Source organism: Siminovitchia fortis (assembly GCF_007681465.1).
In the GTDB taxonomy this organism is placed as follows: domain Bacteria; phylum Bacillota; class Bacilli; order Bacillales; family Bacillaceae_C; genus Siminovitchia; species Siminovitchia fortis.
This window is the reverse complement of sequence record NZ_VEKZ01000021.1, coordinates 25,106-44,026: the sequence shown is the minus strand read 5'-3', so window position 1 is coordinate 44,026 and position 18,921 is coordinate 25,106. Positions and strand designations below refer to the sequence as shown.

The 18,921-nt window shown below is 44.9% G+C and carries 22 protein-coding genes; 7 read left to right on the top strand and 15 right to left on the bottom strand.

What is annotated here, in order from left to right:
- Nucleotides 1-10: 10 nt before the first annotated feature.
- Both FS666_RS09160 and FS666_RS09155 read right to left on the bottom strand, forming a co-directional pair.
- Entirely contained in the window at nucleotides 11-355 is a 345-nt protein-coding gene (locus tag FS666_RS09160) for a hypothetical protein (RefSeq protein WP_120069345.1), read from the bottom strand.
- Nucleotides 356-473: 118 nt separating this feature from the next.
- Entirely contained in the window at nucleotides 474-1,883 is a 1,410-nt protein-coding gene (locus FS666_RS09155; RefSeq protein ID WP_120069348.1) for a SpoVR family protein, read from the bottom strand.
- 49 nt (nucleotides 1,884-1,932) lie between these two features.
- On the opposite strand from FS666_RS09155, the gene FS666_RS19775 reads away from it, so the two are divergent.
- The 4 genes from FS666_RS19775 (at nucleotide 1,933) to FS666_RS09140 (ending at nucleotide 3,392) form a co-directional block, all read left to right on the top strand.
- Entirely contained in the window at nucleotides 1,933-2,079 is a 147-nt protein-coding gene (locus FS666_RS19775) for a hypothetical protein (RefSeq protein ID WP_186306460.1), read from the top strand.
- A gap of 17 nt (nucleotides 2,080-2,096) precedes the next feature.
- The gene (locus tag FS666_RS09150; RefSeq protein ID WP_144463235.1) at nucleotides 2,097-2,348 is read left to right on the top strand and encodes a YhdB family protein; all 252 of its coding nucleotides are present in this window, start codon (nucleotides 2,097-2,099) and stop codon (nucleotides 2,346-2,348) included.
- A 136-nt stretch (nucleotides 2,349-2,484) separates the two neighbouring features.
- Complete coding sequence (locus FS666_RS09145) at nucleotides 2,485-2,928, top strand: disulfide oxidoreductase (protein WP_144463233.1); 444 nt, start codon at nucleotides 2,485-2,487, stop codon at nucleotides 2,926-2,928.
- Nucleotides 2,925-3,392, top strand: a complete 468-nt coding sequence (locus FS666_RS09140) for a thioredoxin family protein (protein WP_144463231.1) — start codon at nucleotides 2,925-2,927, stop codon at nucleotides 3,390-3,392. The genes FS666_RS09145 and FS666_RS09140 overlap by 4 nt, the downstream gene beginning before the upstream one ends.
- A 24-nt stretch (nucleotides 3,393-3,416) precedes the next feature.
- On the opposite strand, the gene FS666_RS09135 is transcribed toward FS666_RS09140, so the two are convergent.
- On the bottom strand, nucleotides 3,417-3,821 hold the full coding sequence (locus FS666_RS09135; RefSeq protein WP_120069362.1) for a DUF5365 family protein: 405 nt from the start codon (nucleotides 3,819-3,821) through the stop codon (nucleotides 3,417-3,419).
- Between the two features lie 133 nt (nucleotides 3,822-3,954).
- A complete protein-coding gene (locus tag FS666_RS09130; RefSeq protein ID WP_120069365.1) occupies nucleotides 3,955-4,788 on the bottom strand; it encodes an aldo/keto reductase in 834 nt (277 codons plus the stop codon).
- Between the two features lie 163 nt (nucleotides 4,789-4,951).
- Here FS666_RS09130 and FS666_RS09125 point away from each other — a divergent pair, with 163 nt between their 5' ends.
- The 3 genes from FS666_RS09125 (at nucleotide 4,952) to FS666_RS09115 (ending at nucleotide 7,948) form a co-directional block, all read left to right on the top strand.
- Nucleotides 4,952-5,572, top strand: a complete 621-nt coding sequence (locus tag FS666_RS09125) for a DUF47 domain-containing protein (RefSeq protein WP_120069368.1) — start codon at nucleotides 4,952-4,954, stop codon at nucleotides 5,570-5,572.
- 14 nt (nucleotides 5,573-5,586) lie between these two features.
- The gene (locus FS666_RS09120) at nucleotides 5,587-6,585 is read left to right on the top strand and encodes an inorganic phosphate transporter (protein WP_120069371.1); all 999 of its coding nucleotides are present in this window, start codon (nucleotides 5,587-5,589) and stop codon (nucleotides 6,583-6,585) included.
- Nucleotides 6,586-6,649: 64 nt separating this feature from the next.
- A complete protein-coding gene (locus tag FS666_RS09115; protein WP_120069373.1) occupies nucleotides 6,650-7,948 on the top strand; it encodes an NCS2 family permease in 1,299 nt (432 codons plus the stop codon).
- Between the two features lie 507 nt (nucleotides 7,949-8,455).
- Here the strand turns inward: FS666_RS09115 and FS666_RS09110 are convergent.
- The 11 genes from FS666_RS09110 to yhbH all read right to left on the bottom strand — a co-directional run bounded on the left by FS666_RS09110 (nucleotide 8,456) and on the right by yhbH (nucleotide 18,844).
- Nucleotides 8,456-9,454: an alpha-ketoacid dehydrogenase subunit beta gene (locus FS666_RS09110; RefSeq protein ID WP_144463229.1), complete on the bottom strand. Its 999-nt coding sequence runs from the start codon at nucleotides 9,452-9,454 to the stop codon at nucleotides 8,456-8,458.
- 2 nt (nucleotides 9,455-9,456) lie between these two features.
- Nucleotides 9,457-10,521: a pyruvate dehydrogenase (acetyl-transferring) E1 component subunit alpha gene (gene pdhA / locus FS666_RS09105; protein ID WP_144463227.1), complete on the bottom strand. Its 1,065-nt coding sequence runs from the start codon at nucleotides 10,519-10,521 to the stop codon at nucleotides 9,457-9,459.
- A 398-nt stretch (nucleotides 10,522-10,919) separates the two neighbouring features.
- A complete protein-coding gene (locus FS666_RS09100; RefSeq protein WP_120069384.1) occupies nucleotides 10,920-11,717 on the bottom strand; it encodes an ABC transporter ATP-binding protein in 798 nt (265 codons plus the stop codon).
- Nucleotides 11,695-12,744: an ABC transporter permease gene (locus FS666_RS09095; protein ID WP_120069387.1), complete on the bottom strand. Its 1,050-nt coding sequence runs from the start codon at nucleotides 12,742-12,744 to the stop codon at nucleotides 11,695-11,697. The genes FS666_RS09100 and FS666_RS09095 overlap by 23 nt, the downstream gene beginning before the upstream one ends.
- A gap of 14 nt (nucleotides 12,745-12,758) precedes the next feature.
- Nucleotides 12,759-13,790: an ABC transporter substrate-binding protein gene (locus tag FS666_RS09090; protein WP_144463225.1), complete on the bottom strand. Its 1,032-nt coding sequence runs from the start codon at nucleotides 13,788-13,790 to the stop codon at nucleotides 12,759-12,761.
- Between the two features lie 121 nt (nucleotides 13,791-13,911).
- Nucleotides 13,912-14,685 (bottom strand): enoyl-CoA hydratase-related protein, encoded by a 774-nt coding sequence (locus FS666_RS09085; protein ID WP_144463243.1) that lies wholly within the window; start codon nucleotides 14,683-14,685, stop codon nucleotides 13,912-13,914.
- Nucleotides 14,686-14,697: 12 nt separating this feature from the next.
- Complete coding sequence (locus FS666_RS09080) at nucleotides 14,698-15,474, bottom strand: enoyl-CoA hydratase-related protein (RefSeq protein WP_144463223.1); 777 nt, start codon at nucleotides 15,472-15,474, stop codon at nucleotides 14,698-14,700.
- On the bottom strand, nucleotides 15,467-15,772 hold the full coding sequence (locus FS666_RS09075) for an EthD family reductase (protein ID WP_120069400.1): 306 nt from the start codon (nucleotides 15,770-15,772) through the stop codon (nucleotides 15,467-15,469). The genes FS666_RS09080 and FS666_RS09075 overlap by 8 nt, the downstream gene beginning before the upstream one ends.
- Before the next feature lie 335 nt (nucleotides 15,773-16,107).
- The gene (gene paaB / locus FS666_RS09070; protein ID WP_120069403.1) at nucleotides 16,108-16,482 is read right to left on the bottom strand and encodes a 1,2-phenylacetyl-CoA epoxidase subunit PaaB; all 375 of its coding nucleotides are present in this window, start codon (nucleotides 16,480-16,482) and stop codon (nucleotides 16,108-16,110) included.
- 28 nt (nucleotides 16,483-16,510) lie between these two features.
- Entirely contained in the window at nucleotides 16,511-17,452 is a 942-nt protein-coding gene (paaA, locus tag FS666_RS09065) for a 1,2-phenylacetyl-CoA epoxidase subunit PaaA (RefSeq protein WP_144463042.1), read from the bottom strand.
- Nucleotides 17,453-17,677: 225 nt separating this feature from the next.
- On the bottom strand, nucleotides 17,678-18,844 hold the full coding sequence (yhbH, locus tag FS666_RS09060) for a sporulation protein YhbH (protein ID WP_120069408.1): 1,167 nt from the start codon (nucleotides 18,842-18,844) through the stop codon (nucleotides 17,678-17,680).
- Between the last annotated feature and the right edge of the window lie 77 nt (nucleotides 18,845-18,921).

Genomic DNA, 18,921 nt, shown 5'->3' with positions numbered 1-18,921 from the left:
CCGGCCTCTATTATGAATGGAAGCCGATCAATTTGGCTTCTTTTCCGGCCCCAGGCATTTCATCAGCCGGGAATACAATGATAGAGTCAATATACTCCCATTTAATCAATAGATGTGTAGGGCAGGTCTCCTTAAATTGTTCAGATGCCGGAACATCACTCCCGTCATCTTCTTTTACTTTTGTCCTTTCAAAACACGGGTTTTCAACCCAAATCCCCATTGATTCTGTAAAAATCAATTTTGCTATACACCATTTGTCCGGGTGATAAATGCCTGTAACAGGCCCTGAAAGGGATTCCGGTAAGTTCTTGAACTTGATTTGAATCTTTTGGTTTACATAACTGTCCAAAAACACGATCTCAGCCCCCTCTGCTACATTCTACTGTAATACTTCCTCTTTTTTCATTCTTTAAACTGAAGAAAGCACACCTGTAATGGTGTGCTTGGCGACTGCTGTCACTTCCCGAATTTTGTCATAAAAATTTCCTCTGGACATTTCTGCCGTCATAGCTAAAGATCATTGGGCGGTTTTCCACAACACTCTCCAGGTGGACGGATCTCCCCCAAAGCTGGTAAATGTACGGGAGCACCTTTTCCAAATACTTCAAATCCAGTTCGACGCCCTCATAAGAGTGCTTGATGTATAATTCCCCATTTTTCATGTAATCCCCATCATTTACGGTCAAATATGGGAAGCCGCCGTTGACTCTCATATTGACAAGCTGGTCCCTTACTTCTTTCCAGTTTTTATCGACAATTTTATAATCGCGGCCCTGTTTCTGAAACAAATACATGTCTTCCCTTGTAACAAGCTCTTTCGTAAGGTAATTCCGAAGGAAAGAGATGTCCGAATCAAGTTCCCTTACTTCAAACATTTTCTCTCTTCCCGAACCCGGTTCGACTCCCTGTTTTTTCAATTCCTCATCCGGATTGTCCCAGCGCTTTTCGATATCTTCGAAAATTTTCAACCCCAGGTAGTAAGGGTTAATGCTCGTTTTTGACGGCTGAATGACTCCCGCATTCAGTTTCGCAAATTCAATCGCCTCATCGCTGGATAAATCCATTTCTCTGATGATCCTTTGATGCCAATAGGAAGCCCAGCCCTCATTCATGATTTTCGTTTCGAGCTGCGGCCAGAAATAAAGCATTTCCTCCCGTACCATCGTCATAATGTCCCGCTGCCAATCGGATAGCTCCCTGCTGTATTGCTCGATAAAAAGCATAAGGTCTTTTTCCGGCTGCGGCGGAAACTTTTTCTTCCGCTTTTTCCTTTCTTTCTTAGGCTGCTTTTCATCCAAATCCCAGAGATCGTCAAATTCAGTTACCGGCTTCTCCTCTTCTTCCTCCCACTCTTCTTCATCCATTTTCCAATCAAGTGATGGACGAAGCAAAGATGGATCAATATGCTCTTCTATCGACAGGACGGCATCAAGGAACTCCTCGACTTCCCTCCTGCCGTGTTCAATTTCATATTGCCTGATTCTTTCCGCGGTAGCAGCCATGCTTTCGACCATATCCCGTTTCGTATTCCGGAACCGGACATTATTTTTGAAAAAATCGCAGTGGGCAAGGACATGGGCAACAATCAGCTTATTTTGAATAAGTGAATTCGAATCAAGCAGGAAAGCGTAGCAAGGATTCGAATTAATGACCAGTTCATAAATCTTGCTTAAGCCGAAATCATAATGGAGCTTCATTTTGAAAAATTGTTTTCCGAAGCTCCAGTGGGAAAAACGAGTCGGCATTCCGTAAGCTCCAAATGTATAGATGATATCTGCAGGGCAAATTTCATAACGCATTGGGTAAAAGTCAAGTCCAAATCCGCTGGCGATTTCTGTAATCTCACTTATGGCATTTTGCAACGCTTTCGTATCCGCACTCATTGGCAATTCCCCTCCCTTATCCACAATGTATGAATAAAAGAGGGCAATCATGAAGGAGCAAAAGCAATTCATCATATTTTTCCTTGAAGCACTTCCATATATACGTATCATGAATTGGCAGGCGGATGCGGCGGCAATGTCAACATTTACAGCCAAAACATCCATTTCGGCTGTCCATACTAAATACAACTCCTAAAAAAGGAGGGAGTTCATTTGCTGGATTATGACCGTGCCCTATATTATACCCATCGGTCCCAATGGGATAATTTAATCGTTTTGATGGTCAGGACGAAAGACGACATGCTCTCAAAAAGAATTGAACACTTTTTGCATGCGTATTATTTTTCCAGGGATTACTCACTGATTGAACGCCGGCTATTTTCCCTGCTCCGTTTTTTGGAGCATGCCGCAGCAGTTGTGGACAGCAAGGACATTTTTGAGGAATATCCGCTAATTCGAATGTGAACCCCGGCTGCCAATCTTTGGCAGCCGCTTTTTACATAAAACTTTAACAATCCTGTTACAAGCTCCCATATTTTTTACATTCATAAGGGATTAATACTATAATCAAGATAATTCTTATTAAAGGCAGAGGATGCAGATGGAATCAAAATCGGCGAAAAATCAGGAAAATATGCTTTTTTTTGCATGGGCCATCTCAGTTATTGCAACGCTTGGGAGTTTATATTTTTCCGAAATAAAGCAATTTGAGCCTTGTGAGCTTTGTTGGTACCAAAGGATTTTAATGTATCCTTTAACGATCCTCCTTGGGATTGCTTCGGTTAAAAAATATTACGGCATTTCATTGTATTCGGCTGTCTTTTCCGGAATTGGAATTTGCGTTTCCTTATACCATTATTTAATCCAGAAAGTTCCTTTTTTCACTTCAAGCGCTCCGGCATGCGGCCGTGTTCCATGCACCGGCCAATACATTAACTGGTTTGGCTTTATCACCATACCTTTTCTTGCCCTTATTGCTTTTATCATGATTTTCATTATTAGTTTGCTGTTGCTGAGAATGACCAAGGGAGTGGACCGTACATGAAGAAATTAATTATTTTTTTTGTTGTCATAATTGCTTTATTTGCCGCTATAGCAGGCCTGACCAAATGGCAGCAGGCGAAGAAATCGGAAGGAAATGTTTATAAGAAGGAGAGCCTTGATCCCTTAACTGTAGATTTGCTGGACGATCCTTTATATCAAAACATCATTTTGCCTGATGAATTAAAGAAAAAACTTAAAGACAAAGAAGACGTGACCGTTTACTTCTTCAGCCCCGAATGTCCGCATTGTATGAAAACAACACCGGAGCTGATTCCGGCTGCGGAAAAGACAGACGTAAACGTTTATCAATTCAATCTGCTGGAATTCAAAGATGGTTGGGACCAGTACAGGATCAAATACACCCCTACCCTGATGCACTTTAAAGATGGGAAAGAATATGCAAGGCTCGTTGGAGAACAATCACAGGACGAAATAGAAGCTTGGTTAAAAGAAAACGTTAAGTAGGACCGGCCCTTTTGCCGGTCCTTTTCATATTAGAAACTCATTGGCTGCGCTGGTAAACATGGATAACGCCAAATCAGAATTATGTAGAGAAGAAAACTGTCTGTATGTAAACGGAAAAGAGATATGGTATTTTTCCAATATCCATTTGTTTTTATAAAACAAATTTTCGTAATCCTTATTCTCACCGGGAAGGGACTTCAATTCCAGTAAAGAAATGAGCACCTGGAGTGCGGCAATGATACGGAACGCATCATCCGCAGTTTCAAGCCACTCCTCCTTTTCGTCAGGAGCTTTCAAAACCTCCCAGCGAATGAACTCCTTTATTTCCCCCGCTTCAAAATATAAAGGGAATACGGAATGATAAAGATGGTCAATCAAATCATTGATCATCTTTTTTTGTTCCAAGCTTGCCGCAAAAACCACTTTCATTGCCTGCCCCTGCCTTTAACTATAGTAATAGGTCTTTTAAGAATAACATACGTTTAATCTTTGTTTTTATGGGAATGGCAGGAAATAAAATGGAATTTTTATTCAAGTTCATAAAAGAGGCCATATGCCTCTTTTATGAAAAATTGAAATTGTCGGGATCTGGCCCGTACCTTTCATCCATATTTAATGCACTGATTTCATTCATGTCACTCATCGATAATTCAAAATCGAACAAGTCGGCATTTTCGCGGATTCTTTCTTCGTGTACAGATTTCGGAATAATGATATGGCCGTTTTGCAAGTGCCAGCGCAATATAATCTGAGCTGTGGTTTTTCCGTGCTTGTCGGCAAGATGCTTCAATGTCGGCTCTTCCAGAAGGCGGCCGCGCGCAATTGGTGACCACGCTTCAACGGCAATGTCATTCTGCTCGCAATACTCACGCAATGGCTCCTGCGTTAAGCGCGGATGCAGTTCCACCTGATTGACAACCGGCTTTTCATTGCTGCTGGCCGCCAGGTCTTCCAGGTGATGAATTTGAAAATTGCATACACCTATGGCCTTCACCACTTTTTCATCATAAAGCCTTTCAAGGGCGCGCCATGTTTCTTTGTATTTGTCTTTTACAGCCCAATGGATCAGATAAAGGTCGAGATACTCCATATCCAGCTTTTCCAAGCTCTGTTCGAATGCTTTCAGCGTCGAGTCGTACCCCTGATCGGTATTCCAAACTTTTGTAGTTATAAACAGTTCTTCCCTTGGGACTCCGGATTCCCTGACCGCTCTGCCGACAACATGTTCATTTTCATAAATACGGGCAGTATCAATAGACCTGTATCCGTGCTCAATGGCATATTTTATCGCAGCAGCCGCTTCTTCTTCCTCTTTCATCAGATAGACCCCAAGCCCTATGTACGGCATTTTCACTCCGTTATGCAGTGTTTTTACATCTTGCAAATTATTGATCATACACAGTCCCTCCTTGACTTTTCTTTTATTGTATCCGTTACCGGGCATGAAGACGAATAATTTGTTCACAATATTTATTCGACAGAAACTTTTAACTTTCATCAATATGAGCTAAAATAAAATCGTTTGGTATAATAACCATGGAAAAGGTGGGAATTTATTAATGGTCTTTAACAGGAAAAAAGACAAGTTTGCTACATTATTGGAGAAAATTGCGGCAAACTTGAAAGAGAGTGCGGATTATTTCGCCGACTATAAACTTGGGAACAAAGATGACACCAAAATTTTCGCCGAAAAAATGAAGGAATATGAGAATATCGGAGATTCACTTGTCCATGAAATGATAAAGGAATTGAACAACTCCTTTATTACTCCGATTGAACGTGAAGATCTTTGGGACCTTTCCATGATCATGGATGATGTACTTGACGGCATGGAACATACAGCCGGTCTGTTTGAAATGTATAATATTGTCAAAGCCGATGAATATGTTGTCAAATTTGTAGAAACCATCCGAAAATGTGCAATTGAAATTGAAATTTCCATCGGTTTGTTATTCAGTAAAAAACTTCCGGAAGTCCGGCCTCACGCCATCAAAATAAAAGAATACGAATCAGTATGCGATGATGTATTACGCGAATCCATGAAACATCTATTTGCAACTGAAAAAGATCCTATCCAGCTGATCAAATATAAAGAAGTGTACGAGCATATGGAACAAATCGCGGACGACTGCCAAGGCGTCGCCAATACACTCGAAAGCATTATAATGAAAAACGCTTAAGGGAGTCTTTATTTATGGATTCATTATTACTGATCACCATACTGATCGTTATTCTTGCTCTTGCTTTTGACTTTATCAATGGTTTTCATGATACAGCCAATGCGATTGCCACAGCCGTTTCGACTAAAGCACTAAGGCCGCGTGTCGCCATTGTTCTTGCGGCTTCAATGAATTTTCTCGGAGCCATGACATTTACAGGCGTTGCACAGACCATCACAAAGGATATAGTGAACCCTTTCAATTTGCAAAATGGTTCAATCGTGATCATGGCAGCCCTGATTTCGGCCATAGCCTGGAACTTGATCACCTGGTATTTTGGCATTCCAAGCAGTTCTTCGCATGCGCTGATCGGATCGATTGCGGGCGCGGCGATTGCATCTGCAGGAATGGCATCGATTAACTTTAAAGGTTTTATCAAAATTATTGAAGCGCTGATTTTTTCGCCTATTATTGCTTTTGTAGTAGGCTTTATCATTTATTCCATTTTCAAGGTCAGCTTCAAGAATTTTAATTTGGCGAAAACGAATAAACGTTTCCGTTACTTCCAAATATTCACTGCGTCCCTGCAGGCATATACCCATGGAATGAATGATGCCCAGAAAGCGATGGGGATTATCACAATGGCCCTTATTGCCAACAACCTGCATGCAACGACCGACATTCCGCATTGGGTACAGCTCTCCTGTGCGACAGCAATGGGTCTGGGTACCTCAGTCGGCGGATGGAAGATCATCAAAACTGTTGGCGGTAAAATCATGAAGATCCGCCCTGTAAATGGAGTGGCTGCCGATCTAAGTTCCGCTCTGATCATTTTTGGGGCAACATACATTCATTTGCCCGTAAGCACCACGCATGTCATTTCATCCTCCATCCTTGGCGTCGGTACGTCTCACCGGGTAAAAGGCGTTAAATGGGATACAGCCAAGACGATGGTCATCACGTGGTTTATTACGCTGCCGATTACTATTTTGCTGTCTGCACTAATTTATTACCTTTTAAATATTTTTGTATAAATGCCGGGCAATCCTGTTTCCAGGATTGCCCTTTGACAGTTAAACTTTAACCGGAGGTTCCTTCATGTTCAAATTAACAGAAAACAAAACAGACGTTAAAACAGAAATTCTGGCAGGTGTCACAACTTTTTTGACAATGGTTTATGTTGTGGTTGTCAATCCGATTATTTTAAAGGATGCGGGTGTTCCCTTTGAACAGGTTTTTACAGCTACCATCATTGCCACTGTTGTCGGAACATTGTGGATGGCGCTTGCCGCCAATTATCCGATTGCCATTGGGCCGGGGATGGGATTGAATGCGTATTTCGCCTATTCTGTTGTCGGAGCGCATAATATATCCTATACAACTGCGTTTGCAGCAGTTTTTGTTGCCGGTGTGATTTTTATCATTTTATCCCTGACCCCTTTTCGCAAAATATTGATTGAGGCGATACCGGCCAATTTGAAACACGGAATTACAGCAGGTATCGGGTTGTTTATCGCATTTATCGGAATGAGACTGACCGGAATCATTGTCGCCCATCCTTCGAACCTTGTAGCGTTGGGCGACCTTCACTCCCCAGGCGTCTTACTGGCCCTGCTCGGGCTTGCGGTTACACTTGTTTTGATGGCGCTTAATGTCCATGGAGCATTATTTATCGGTATGATCATCACGGCGGTTGTTGCTTATTTCACTGGCCAATTGTCATTTGACCAAGGATTTGTACAGATGCCGTCATTGCCGGAAGGTTTGCTTGTCACAAATCCGATTGCCGCAATAAGTGACGTTTTCCAACATTTTCTTTTTGCTGTCGTCTTTTCATTTCTGCTTGTCACCATTTTTGATACAACCGGAACGATGATCGGAGTTGCCCAGCAGGCGGGGTTGATGAAAGGCAGCTCATTCCCGCGTGCCCGACAGGCTCTCCTTGCAGATTCAGTGGCCACAACTGTTGGAGCCATGTTCGGGACAAGCCCGACAAGCGCTTATATCGAATCTTCATCAGGCGTAGCCGCAGGAGGCCGGACAGGTTTAACAACAGTGACCGTCGCTGTCCTGTTTATCGCCGCAGCTTTCTTCGGCCCGCTTGTCAGCGCGGTATCGGGGCTATCCGCCATTACAGCGCCTGCCCTCATCATTGTCGGAAGCCTGATGATGGGTGCTATCTCTGAGATCAATTGGAAGGAGATAGATGAGGGATTTCCTGCGTTTTTAATCATATTGAGCATGCCGCTGACATCCAGCATTGCAACAGGCATCGCCCTTGGATTCATCTCCTACCCGTTATTGAAAATCGTCAAAGGGAAATGGCGCAGCGTGCATCCTCTTCTGTATATATTTGCGGTATTGTTTTTCTATCAGCTGGCGTTTATACCACATTAGGGTTTTAGAAAAAGCGATTATCAAATTGATGATCGTTTTTCTAAGGGTTCTTCTATTTAAGGCGTTGGCTACGCGAGCCAATGACCGTGTTTCACTTTTTTACCCTTGTGCGGGCTTTGGCTGCGCGAGCCGATGACCGTGTTTCACCTTTTCACCCTTGTGCGGGCTTTGGCTGCGCGAGCCAGTGACCGTGTTTCACTTTTTCACCCTTGCGCGGGCTTTGGCCACTCGAGCCAATGACCATGTTTCACCTTTTCACCCTTGTGCGGTCATTGGCCGCTCGAGCCAATGACCGTGTTTCACCTTTTCACCCTTGCGCGGGCATCGGCCACGCGAGCCAATGACCGTGTTTCACCTTTTCACCCTTGTGCGGGCATTGGCGGCGCAAGCCAGTGACCGTGTTTCACCTTCTCACCCTTACGCGGGCATTGGCACCGGGAGCCAGCTGCAAAAACTGCATACAAAAAGCCTAATCTTCAGCGATTAGACTTTTCACCGGACCTTTCATTAAAAATTGACTGTCTTCTCGATCGCTTTTGCAACACGGCCGACGGACGGCAAATAGTGCTGTTCCAATGAATAAAACGGAACCGGAACATCGAAGCCAGTGACCCTTTCAATCGGCGATTTTAAATAAAGAAAAGAGGTGTCATTGATTAATGCTATGATTTCCGTTCCCAACCCGCCCGTTGCATGGGCTTCATGAACAATAACTGCCCTTCCGGTTTTTTGCACCGACTCTGCAATCATGTCACGGTCAAGCGGGTACAGTGTCCGCAAATCCAGCACATCACAGTGAATCCCTTTTTCTTTCATTTTTTCTGAAGCCTGGACTGCTACCGGAACCATTGCTCCCCATGCAATCACGGTGACATCTTCTCCGGATCCCAGTTTTTTTGCCTTTCCGATTTCCACTGTATATTTTTCTGTGGGTACCTCTTCCCTGAAGGCCCGGTAGACCCTCATTGATTCAAGAAAAAGAACCGGATCGGGATCTTCTATGCTGGCAATGAGCAATCCTTTTGCATCATAAGGGTTGGCCGGACAGACTACCTTGATCCCCGGCATGTGGGTAAAAAATGCTTCGACACTGTCAGAATGGATTTCCGGAGCCCGGATGCCCGCTCCATATGGGGCCCGTATGACGAGGGGAACATGAAAATGGCCGTTCGTCCTCATCCTGAGTCTTGTGGCATGAGTCATGATCTGTTCAAATGCCGGGTAAATGAAGCCAAGAAATTGCATCTCTATCACCGGAAGCAGACCGTTGACTGCCATTCCGATGGCCGTTCCCGCAATTCCGGATTCGCTGATGGGGGTATCTATGACCCGGCGCTCCCCGAATTCTTCGATCAAACCGTCCGTTGCCCGGAAAACACCGCCGTTGACACCGATGTCTTCCCCCATCAAGACGATTTCTTCCCGTTCCTTCATCATTGTCCTTAAGCCGTCGGTCACCGCTTGAACCAATGTCAGTTTTTGAGTGGCAGGTGCTGAAATACTCATATTTACACACCTCGCAAATAATCGAAATATTGGTCTTTCTGGTCCTGGATCGTCCACGTTTTTTCTTCAAATACATGGTCGAACAAATCATTTGCATCGGCTTCCGGATAGGCCTCCATTGTCCTGACAGCCTCTTCAACCGTCTCAGCCGCCTCTTCCCAAGTCCATTCATTCCATTTCTCGTCCCAAATGCCTTCCATTTTCATGAACCTTTCCAGCCGTAAAATAGGATCTCCGGATTCACGTTTTTTCTCGCTCAATGACTGGTCACGATATTTTGTCGGGTCATCCGCTGTTGTATGGGCGCCATATCTCCATGTAACTGCTTCAATCAATGTCGGGCCTTCCCCTGCCCGAGCTCTTTCCAAAGCCTTCTTCGTCTCAAAATAGGCGGCGAACACGTCATTTCCGTCAATCCGGACGCCCGGTATGCCATAAGCAACAGCTTTTTGCGCAATTGTCCTGGAATTCATCTGCCGTTCAATCGGAACAGAAATAGCGTATTGATTGTTTTGGTTGAAAAAGATGACCGGGGCTTTGAAGATGCTTGCAAAATTCATCCCTTCATGGAAATCCCCTTCAGACGTAGAGCCGTCGCCAAAATAAACAATTGCCGCATGATCGGTACCTTTGTATTGTTCAGCCATAGCGGCTCCGGCAGCATGCGGCAGCTGGGTAGCTAAAGGCACAGCCGGCGGAAAGATTCTTTTTCCTTCAGGCGGAATGCAGCCTTCCGATCTCCCGTTCCAATAGAGCAGCACCGTATCCATCGGCATTCCAAATGTCATCGTGGCTGCGTGGTCCCTGTATGTCGGAAATATCCAGTCATCCTGCCTGAGCGCATACGCGCTGCCCACCTGGGCTGCTTCCTGCCCTTCAAACGGAGCATAGGTTCCTAGCCTTCCCTGACGCTGCATATTGATCGCTTTCCGGTCAAAAGTCCTCATCAGAACCATCTGCCGATAAAAGTGCTTTACAAGGTCCTCTGTCAACTGACTTTTCATTTCATTGTCCACCAGATTTCCATCTCCGTCTACATAAACGACCTTAGCAAATTGCTCCTCCATGCTGCCCCTCCTTTTGGTAGATGATCACACGGATATTAATGCCGATCTCCCATTTGGGCGGCTTGTTTCTTGTGAAAAACTTTCTCTTGGACTGATCCCCCTATAGTAACCGCTTACATTTAGCGAATGACATCGTGTGCCGGGTCGCTTTCCGGCCTGTACCTGGTCATTGCTGAGATTAGCCTGCTCATATATTTGAATTTGCCCGTAAAAATCCATAAGCGCCGTTTTGTAAAAAAAAGGAGTTCCGTTGATTCAAAACTCCCGTAAAACGCCTTCAATTTTATTTTTAAATCCGGCATATCCGGGGCAGTATAATCCTACCAATCACAAAGCCCCGCCGGCTTTCGGTACTATCAAAAATGATCCGATATAAACCGTATGAATCTTTACAAAAATCAGCTTGTCAAAAGTGCTTTATCGCTTGCAAACTGTTCACCGCGTATTCTCTGGAACTCGGCAAGCAGCTTCTCAATCGTCAATTCCTTCTTCTTATCTTCTTCCACCTCAAGGATGATTTGGCCTTTGTCCATCATGATCAGCCTGTTTCCAAGATCAAGCGCCTGCTGCATGTTGTGTGTAACCATCAGGGTTGTCAAATTATCTTTATCCACAAGCTCCTTGGTCAGGTTAGTGATCAATTCCGCTCTTGCCGGGTCAAGTGCGGCTGTATGCTCATCAAGAAGTAAAATGGAAGGCTGGGTGAAAGTCGCCATCAATAATGACAATGCCTGCCTTTCCCCTCCGGACAGCAGTCCAACCTTGGCGTTTAAGCGATTTTCCAAGTTCAAATGGAGAGTTTCCAAAGAGGTGCGGAAAAAGTCCTTTCTTTTCCTATCCACTCCTTTTTTCAAGGTGCGTTTTTTATTTCTGGAGTAAGCCATTGCCAAGTTTTCTTCAATTGTCATCGTAGGCGCGGTGCCTGCCATGGGATCCTGAAACACTCTGCCAATAAAATGAGAGCGTTTATACTCGGGGAGTTTAGTCACATTTTTAGAATCAATTTCTACTGTACCGACATCGGGGGTAAGAACACCTGATATCATATTCATCAAAGTGGATTTGCCAGCACCGTTACTTCCGATCACTGTGACGAAGTCGCCTTCTTTCAAAGAATAGCTTACTCGATCCAGGGCGATTTTTTCATCCGGTGTGCCTTCATTGAAGATTTTGCTAATCTGTTCGAGCTTCAGCAACGGTTTCTACCTCCTTGTTTTTGGCTGCTTCCAATGCCGCCATCCTGTCGGCATGCCACTTGACTTTTCTTCTGCTTTCTCTTCTCTTCTCAATGTATTGAGGCATGACAAGCGCAGCAATGACGATGACGGCCGTGATCAGTTTCATGTCGCCTGTATCAAGCAATTTAATTCTAAGTGCCAGGCCAAGGACAATCCGGTAAATGATTGCACCGGCTACAACAGCGAGTGTTGTCCTTACAATCGTCTTTGTACCGAAAATCGCTTCGCCGATAATGACGGATGCAAGGCCGATGATAATCATCCCGATCCCCATGCCGATATCAGAGAATTTCGCATATTGCGCAATCAACGCACCTGATAAAGCAACCATGGCATTGGAAATTCCAAGCCCTATTATGACCAAATTATCAGTATTCGCTGAAAAACTTCTAATCATCCGCTTATTATCCCCGGTTGCCCTGATGGCAAGACCCACTTCCGTTTGCAGGAACCAATCCGCTGCAAATTTGATGATCAGGGTCAAAATTGCCATAAGGATCAGCGTACCCCAAGTGGATGGAAGATGCTGAATGCCGATGGCCCCCAACATATTGTTCAACGCCGCGTCAATCCCGAGGTTCCCCCAGAATGCCTGGAACTTTGAAAATACGGTTTCTGAATTCAATAGCGGGATATTCGGCCTGCCGACGGAATTATCGGAAGTGAATCCCATAATCCGTAAATTGATGGAATAAAGGGCGATCATCATTAATATTCCGGATAAAAGGGGGTTGATCTTTCCTTTTGTATGCAATAATCCCGTAACACAACCGGCAAGGAATCCAACGACAAGTGCAACAGCCGTGGCTGCCGCCGGATGATATCCGAAAAATATCATCGTGGCAGCAACCGCAGCACCTGTTACAAAACTTCCATCAACGGTAAGATCCGGAAAATCCAGAACCCGGAATGAAAGGTACACCCCAAGGGCCATAATCGCATAGATGATTCCTTGCTCCACGGAGCCAAACAAAGCTGCAAACATCTAGAATCATCTCCTTATTTTTCAAGATCTTTAACGTCTTCTGCGTTCCAATCATCTTTAACTTTTAACTTAATAGCTTCAGCAGTATCCTTATTAATGACAAATTTCAGATTTTGAGGATATTGGACCGGCATATCTGCAGGTTCGCCTTCGCCATTTAAGATTTTAACCGCCATTTCACCAGCTTCATATCCAATATCATAATATTCAAAGCCGTATGCACCCAGACCGCCTCTTTCGACAGAGTCGAATTCACCGACCATCATTGGAAGATTATTGTCATTTGCAACAGCTACTACAGATTCAAGTGCAGAAACAACAGTGTTGTCCGTGATGGTGTACAAGGAATCCACTTTGCCGACCAGTGATTCAGCCGCTTGTTTCACATCAGCGGATGTTGCTACAGAAGCTTCTACGATTTCAAGGCCCAGTCCCTCGTCTTCAATCAGCTTTTTAATGGAGTCTACCTGTGCACGTGAATTTTGCTCACCGGAGTTGAATACCATGCCAACCTTTTTGGCATTAAGTTCTTCTTTCAAAAATTTTAATGTGTTTGGGATGGCATCCGGATGTGTATCAACTGTACCGGTAACATTTCCGCCCGGTTTTTCATTTGATTCTACCAATTCTGCTCCCTCGGCATCGGTAACGGAGGTGAACACAATCGGAATGTCGCTTGTGGCGCTGGCTGCCGCCTGTGCACTCGGCGTGGAGTTGGCAAAAATAAGATCCACTCCGCCGCTTACAAGGTTATTTGCAATAGTAGTGTTTTGGCTGTTGTCACCTTGCGCGATTTGCACATCATATTCAGCTTGGATGCCTGCTTCCTTCAGAGCCACTTTAAAACCTTCAAAAGCTGCGTTCAATGACGGGTGTTCAACAATTTGGGTAACCCCGATTTTATAGGTCTTGGCTTCTTCCTGCTGGGCCGGCTCATCCGGCTTCTCCTCTTTTTCCGGTGCCCCGGTATTGCTTCCGCAGGCAGCAAGCATCAATACAGCTCCGCCGAATAAAGCCATTGCACTTTTTTTCCACTTTCTTTTCATTTATTTTCCCCCTCTTTAGTTTTTTATCGCCTTATGGTAAAGGACAATAATTACCGTAATGGTACAATGGTTGGACTTGATAGTCAATAAGTTTCAAAGGTTGGCAGGCAGAGTTGCTCTATCAATCTCCTTTGAATAGAGGTTTCCTTTTTTCCAAAAAGGCCTGGACTCCTTCGCGGTGGTCGCCTGAAAGTCCCGCCAGGCTTTGCGCATGAGCCTCTTTCTCCAAGACCCCCTCAAGGGGCAAGTCCCATGACTTCATCAGGGCCTCTTTGATCAGGGCGATGGCTTTTGTTGGCATGGAAGCCAGTCTATCGGCAAAGGCGGATATCTCACTTTTCCAATTCTCTTCGGATATGACTTTTGTCGCAAGCCCAAGCCTTCCGGCTTCCTCAGCTCCCACCTTGTCTCCAAGAACCATGAGTTCAAGAGCTTTTGCATGGCCGACCATTCGCGGCAAATAATATGTATTGCCGGAGTCGGGCACAAGTCCTATATGGATGAACGCATTTAAAAAACTAGCTTTTTCAGATACAAGCCTGAAATCAGCTGCCAATGCCAAGCTGAATCCCGCCCCGGCAGCCGTACCGTTTACAGCGGCAATGACCGGCTTCCCAATCTCGGCCATTTTTTGGATAATCGGATTATACCTATTTCTCAATAAATCCCCGTAGTCCGTGGAATTGTCCACCTCAGACAAATCCTGGCCGGCGGAGAACGCCCTTCCCGCTCCCGTCAACACAATGGCCCTGATCGCTTTGTCATTCTCCGCCTCTTGAAGCGCTTTCAGCAATTCGGAATGCATGGCCTCATTAAAGGAATTCAGCTTCTCGGGACGGTTTAGCGTAATCCAGACAGTGGAACCTCTTACTTCATATAAAATGGTATCAAACATCATATCTCTCCTTTAACGCCCCTTGAAATCCGGCTTTCTTTTTTCAATAAATGCTTTCATGCCCTCTTTTTGGTCTTCCGAAGAGAATAGCAGATAAAAGTTCTTTCTTTCAAAGAACATTCCTTCCTGCAGCGGATAATCCACCGCTTTGTTGACAGCTTCCTTGATCAGGCGGACTGCAAGTGGGGGCTTTTCAGCCAGCTCCTTTGCATATCCGAGCGCTTCTTCTATCAGATCGTCTTTCGGATACAGCCGGTTGACGATCCCTAATTCATGGGCTTCTTCCGCTGGGTGCATGTCACCGCCCCAAATCCATTCAAGCGCTTTTGTCTTTCCGATCAGCTTGGTCAATCTTTGGGTTCCGCCGGCTCCGGGCATGACAGCAAGATTGATTTCCGGAAAAGCGAATTTGGCATCGTCTGCCGCAAACAGCAGGTCGCATACAAGTGCAAGCTCAAATCCTCCACCGAGACAAAATCCGTGTACTGCCCCGATGATCGGCTTTTTTACAAGGCTTAACCTGTCCCAGTCGGCAAACTGGTTCAACAGTTCCATGGAAACGGAATCATCCTCGGCCATTTCATCGATATCTGCGCCTGCCGCAAAAGCTCTCCCCTTTCCGGCAAGGAATATCACACGGATGTCATCATTGCGGTCATATTCTTCAAAAACTTCGAGAATTTCATTTACCATTGTCCGGTTTAATGCATTCAAAACATCCGGCCTGTTCAGCCAGACGACCCCGACCCGGCCGCATGTCTCCGTCTCAATAAACCGGTAATCACTCATTTACTTCCTCACCAAACATGAATGTGACAATATCGCCCGCAAATTTCATGACATCTTTGCCTGAAGCTTTCGACTCCTCCGTCTTTGAAGCTTCTTTGAAAGCCTCAAAGCTGTCATAATACATTTCGCACATCAAATAGTACGGGCTTTCCCCCATTGGAGACCCCGTGAATTTGGTGATTTCCACCTTTCGCAGCCCCGGGATTTTTTCAGTGATTGGAATATGTGTTTCAAAATAATATTGATCAAACTCCTCGGTATTTTCCGGTTTTTTGAATAACGCTATCATTTTAAACATTCATCATTTCCCCTTTCTGTATATATGTGGAATTTTTTTAAGAAAAGCGCAAGCGCCTTGCCCATCGACGTACAGACTGGAGTGCCTCCGACGAGATAAAGGAAACACGGCGAGGAACGAGCCGATGTTGACTTATCGTAGGAGGAGGTGCGAAGTCTGCTAGTCGATAGGCGCTGGAGCTAGACTACGCTTGCGAAGGCGTAGTTTGCCTTCATCAGCGATTGGCTTAATCCTTGCGCTGATGGCGCCTGAAGCTGAACATTACGTTAATCTTGTTGGAAGAGAAAATTCGGTAAAATTTTATGCTTTCTTAAGCTGGCTGCCCCGGAGAAAATTTATTTTGTTTTCTTCTTCGAAGGTTTGCCGTCCTCCCCCCAGGACATGATCTCCTTTTCATCCAGCATTTGCTGCTCATATTGGCGCCACTTCTTGCGCAGGTAGCCGTAACCTTTCGTCAAACGGTAATCTTTGTTATCCAGCCGGTTGACGATCTGACGTTCTTCGGGCTGCATCATGCGGATATCATCCCGCTTCACTACCCAAATATCAACAACCGGCTCCCTGCGCATGAAGTTTTCCTGTGCCATGACAAATGCCATTTCCTTATTTGGGGCCAGCAAACTGAATTGGTGCTGAAAATCTGCTTTGTGATTTCTCTTGCTGAATACTTCATATATTTGATAAAATCCATCTGTTTTTTCTTTGCCCATGCAGTCCTCCTCCCTCCTTTTCGCTGCTTTAGCCGAGTGCCCTTCTGACCCATTCATGCTCCTTGTAGGCTGTTCTTCTTAACTGGAGCCTGCTTCCGGATCTGGGTCCTTTATTGGAAATGATTTTTTTGAACTCGCTCCAATCGGGCTGCTTATAGATCCACTCCTGTTTGTCCTCGTCAAACCTCAGTGTTTCATCCGGGACTGTAAGGCCGAGTGAATGGACTCTCGGAATATATTTTGAGAGAAAATCCTGGCGAAGCTGCTCATTCGTTTTAGTTCTGATTTTATATTTGATGGTTATATCCTGCTTGGACGATCCGGTTGTTGCAGCTGAAGCGGGTCCGAAAAACATGAGCAGCGACGGCCACCACCTGTTGATCGCATCCTGTATCATTCTCCGTTGTTCCTGCGAGCCTTCCGCAAGAGCCAGAATGATCGATTCCCCATGCTGGGCGTGAAACACCTCTTCCGCGCAAATTCTTTGAAGGGCCCTCGCATAAGGGCCATAGGAGGCTCCGAGCATATTTGTCTGGGTGATGATAGCCGCTCCGTCAACGAGCCAGCCGATCAACCCGGCATCCGCCCATGTAGGGGCTTCCATATGAAAAACATTATGAAACTTCAAATCTCCCTTCAGAAGATCATTCATAATATCTTCCCTGCCTTTTCCAAGCGGGGCCAATAAATCTTCGGCTACACGCAAAAGAAGCTGGCCGTGTCCCATTTCATCCTGGACTTTCGCCATGATTCCGAGCTTTCTGCGAAGTGACGGCGCCTTCGGCACCCATTCCTTTTCCGGCAGAGCCCCCATGATCTCACTGACTCCATGCATTGAAATCAACTTGATCAAGGCCATCCGGTAATCATCCGGCATCCAGTCATTCGCCTCAATTTTTTCTCCGGCATTTATTCTCTCCATGAAACGGTCCAGCTTTTCTTCGTAAGAGAGCCCTGTTGCCACATCCATCAAACGCACTCCTTTCAAAAAGCAACGTTTTTTGTAGGCGCTTTCATACGGGTTTTTTATAATATAACGAAAAATCGCCTAAATGGGTAAATTCCGTTATATTTATCTAAAGAATACTTTTAATTTCATATGCTGTCAACTATAAAATCAGAAAATTATTCAAAAACAAATTGCAGGAGGTTCACTCTAGATTTGAGCTCTCCTCCTGCAATAATTTCCGAAAGATCATACCATCGACGTTTCAGTTTCCTTTTTAAAGAAACTTTTCATGGCATGATACACATCGGCCTTCTGCTTTAAAATATAATAGTGGAACTTTTCATCTTTGATATTTTTATAGGCTGACATCAAAGTGGAATTTCTTTGGTATTGATTGACCTCTCCGTAACCAAACATGTTCGATTTTTCCATTAGTTCGCCTACAAGTTTGATACACCTGGCGTTGTCTGAAGTGAGGTTATCCCCATCGGAAAAATGGAACGGATAAATATTGAAACGGGCGGGATCATATTTGTCTCCGATGATTTCAAGTGCTTTTCTATACACGGAAGAACAGATCGTGCCACCGCTCTCTCCTTTTGAGAAAAAGTCCTCTTCCGATACGACTTTCGCTTCCGTATGATGGGCAATGAATTCAATGACGACTTTTTCATATTTTGTCCGTAAAAACCGGGTCATCCAAAAGAAGAAACTGCGGGCCATATACTTCTCCCAGACGCCCATTGAACCGCTTGTGTCCATCATTGCGATGACGACAGCATTAGATTCGGGCTTTTGGACCTCATTCCATGTACGAAATTTCAAATCTTCCGGAAAAATGGGATAAAAATTAGGGTCACCGTTCATGGCATTCCGTTTAAATGCGCTCATCATCGTCCTTTTCTTGTCAATGTTGCCCATCAACCCTGTTTTTCGGACATCATTATATTCTATATGCGTTACCTGGTTGGCATCCTGCTCTTTTCTTTTCAGATTCGGCAGTTCCAGCTCTTTGAACAGCGCTTCTTCCAAATCCAGCATGGAAACTTCCGCTTCAAAAAAATCTTCGCCCGGCTGGTCGCCTGCGCCCTGCCCTTTGCCCGGACCCGGCTGCCGGGAACCGTCCCTGGCTACTACATCTCCAACTTGGCTGTCCCCTTCGCCTTGGCCGACATGTTTATTTTTATCATAATTATATCTGATTTTATATTCATCTAAAGATCTGATCGGAATTTTAACAACATCGCGGCCATCTGACATAATGATACTTTCTTCAGTGATCAAGTCCGGCAGGTTGTTTCGAATGGCCTCCTGTACCTTCTCCTGATGTCGTTGTTGATCGTCAAAACCTTTTCGATGGAGGGACCAATCTTCTTGAGAGACAGCAAACTGATGAGACTGTGAGTTTGACATATTTACGACGCCCCCCTTGCATTTTTTTAAAAATATGGTGAATGCACAGACGATGTACACTCACCATTTATTACTCT

What these genes read in the sequence shown, in the direction of transcription:
- FS666_RS09155 (WP_120069348.1), bottom strand. Translation starts at nt 1,883, where the DNA reads ATGAGTGCGGATACGAAAGCGTTGCAAAATGCCATAAGTGAGATTACA.
- FS666_RS19775 (WP_186306460.1), top strand. Translation starts at nt 1,933, where the DNA reads ATGAAGGAGCAAAAGCAATTCATCATATTTTTCCTTGAAGCACTTCCA.
- FS666_RS09145 (WP_144463233.1), top strand. Translation starts at nt 2,485, where the DNA reads ATGGAATCAAAATCGGCGAAAAATCAGGAAAATATGCTTTTTTTTGCA.
- FS666_RS09140 (WP_144463231.1), top strand. Translation starts at nt 2,925, where the DNA reads ATGAAGAAATTAATTATTTTTTTTGTTGTCATAATTGCTTTATTTGCC.
- FS666_RS09135 (WP_120069362.1), bottom strand. Translation starts at nt 3,821, where the DNA reads ATGAAAGTGGTTTTTGCGGCAAGCTTGGAACAAAAAAAGATGATCAAT.
- FS666_RS09130 (WP_120069365.1), bottom strand. Translation starts at nt 4,788, where the DNA reads ATGATCAATAATTTGCAAGATGTAAAAACACTGCATAACGGAGTGAAA.
- FS666_RS09125 (WP_120069368.1), top strand. Translation starts at nt 4,952, where the DNA reads ATGGTCTTTAACAGGAAAAAAGACAAGTTTGCTACATTATTGGAGAAA.
- FS666_RS09120 (WP_120069371.1), top strand. Translation starts at nt 5,587, where the DNA reads ATGGATTCATTATTACTGATCACCATACTGATCGTTATTCTTGCTCTT.
- FS666_RS09115 (WP_120069373.1), top strand. Translation starts at nt 6,650, where the DNA reads ATGTTCAAATTAACAGAAAACAAAACAGACGTTAAAACAGAAATTCTG.
- FS666_RS09110 (WP_144463229.1), bottom strand. Translation starts at nt 9,454, where the DNA reads ATGAGTATTTCAGCACCTGCCACTCAAAAACTGACATTGGTTCAAGCG.
- pdhA (WP_144463227.1), bottom strand. Translation starts at nt 10,521, where the DNA reads ATGGAGGAGCAATTTGCTAAGGTCGTTTATGTAGACGGAGATGGAAAT.
- FS666_RS09095 (WP_120069387.1), bottom strand. Translation starts at nt 12,744, where the DNA reads ATGTTTGCAGCTTTGTTTGGCTCCGTGGAGCAAGGAATCATCTATGCG.
- FS666_RS09090 (WP_144463225.1), bottom strand. Translation starts at nt 13,790, where the DNA reads ATGAAAAGAAAGTGGAAAAAAAGTGCAATGGCTTTATTCGGCGGAGCT.
- FS666_RS09085 (WP_144463243.1), bottom strand. Translation starts at nt 14,685, where the DNA reads ATGTTTGATACCATTTTATATGAAGTAAGAGGTTCCACTGTCTGGATT.
- FS666_RS09080 (WP_144463223.1), bottom strand. Translation starts at nt 15,474, where the DNA reads ATGAGTGATTACCGGTTTATTGAGACGGAGACATGCGGCCGGGTCGGG.
- FS666_RS09075 (WP_120069400.1), bottom strand. Translation starts at nt 15,772, where the DNA reads ATGTTTAAAATGATAGCGTTATTCAAAAAACCGGAAAATACCGAGGAG.
- paaB (WP_120069403.1), bottom strand. Translation starts at nt 16,482, where the DNA reads ATGGGCAAAGAAAAAACAGATGGATTTTATCAAATATATGAAGTATTC.
- paaA (WP_144463042.1), bottom strand. Translation starts at nt 17,452, where the DNA reads ATGGATGTGGCAACAGGGCTCTCTTACGAAGAAAAGCTGGACCGTTTC.
- yhbH (WP_120069408.1), bottom strand. Translation starts at nt 18,844, where the DNA reads ATGTCAAACTCACAGTCTCATCAGTTTGCTGTCTCTCAAGAAGATTGG.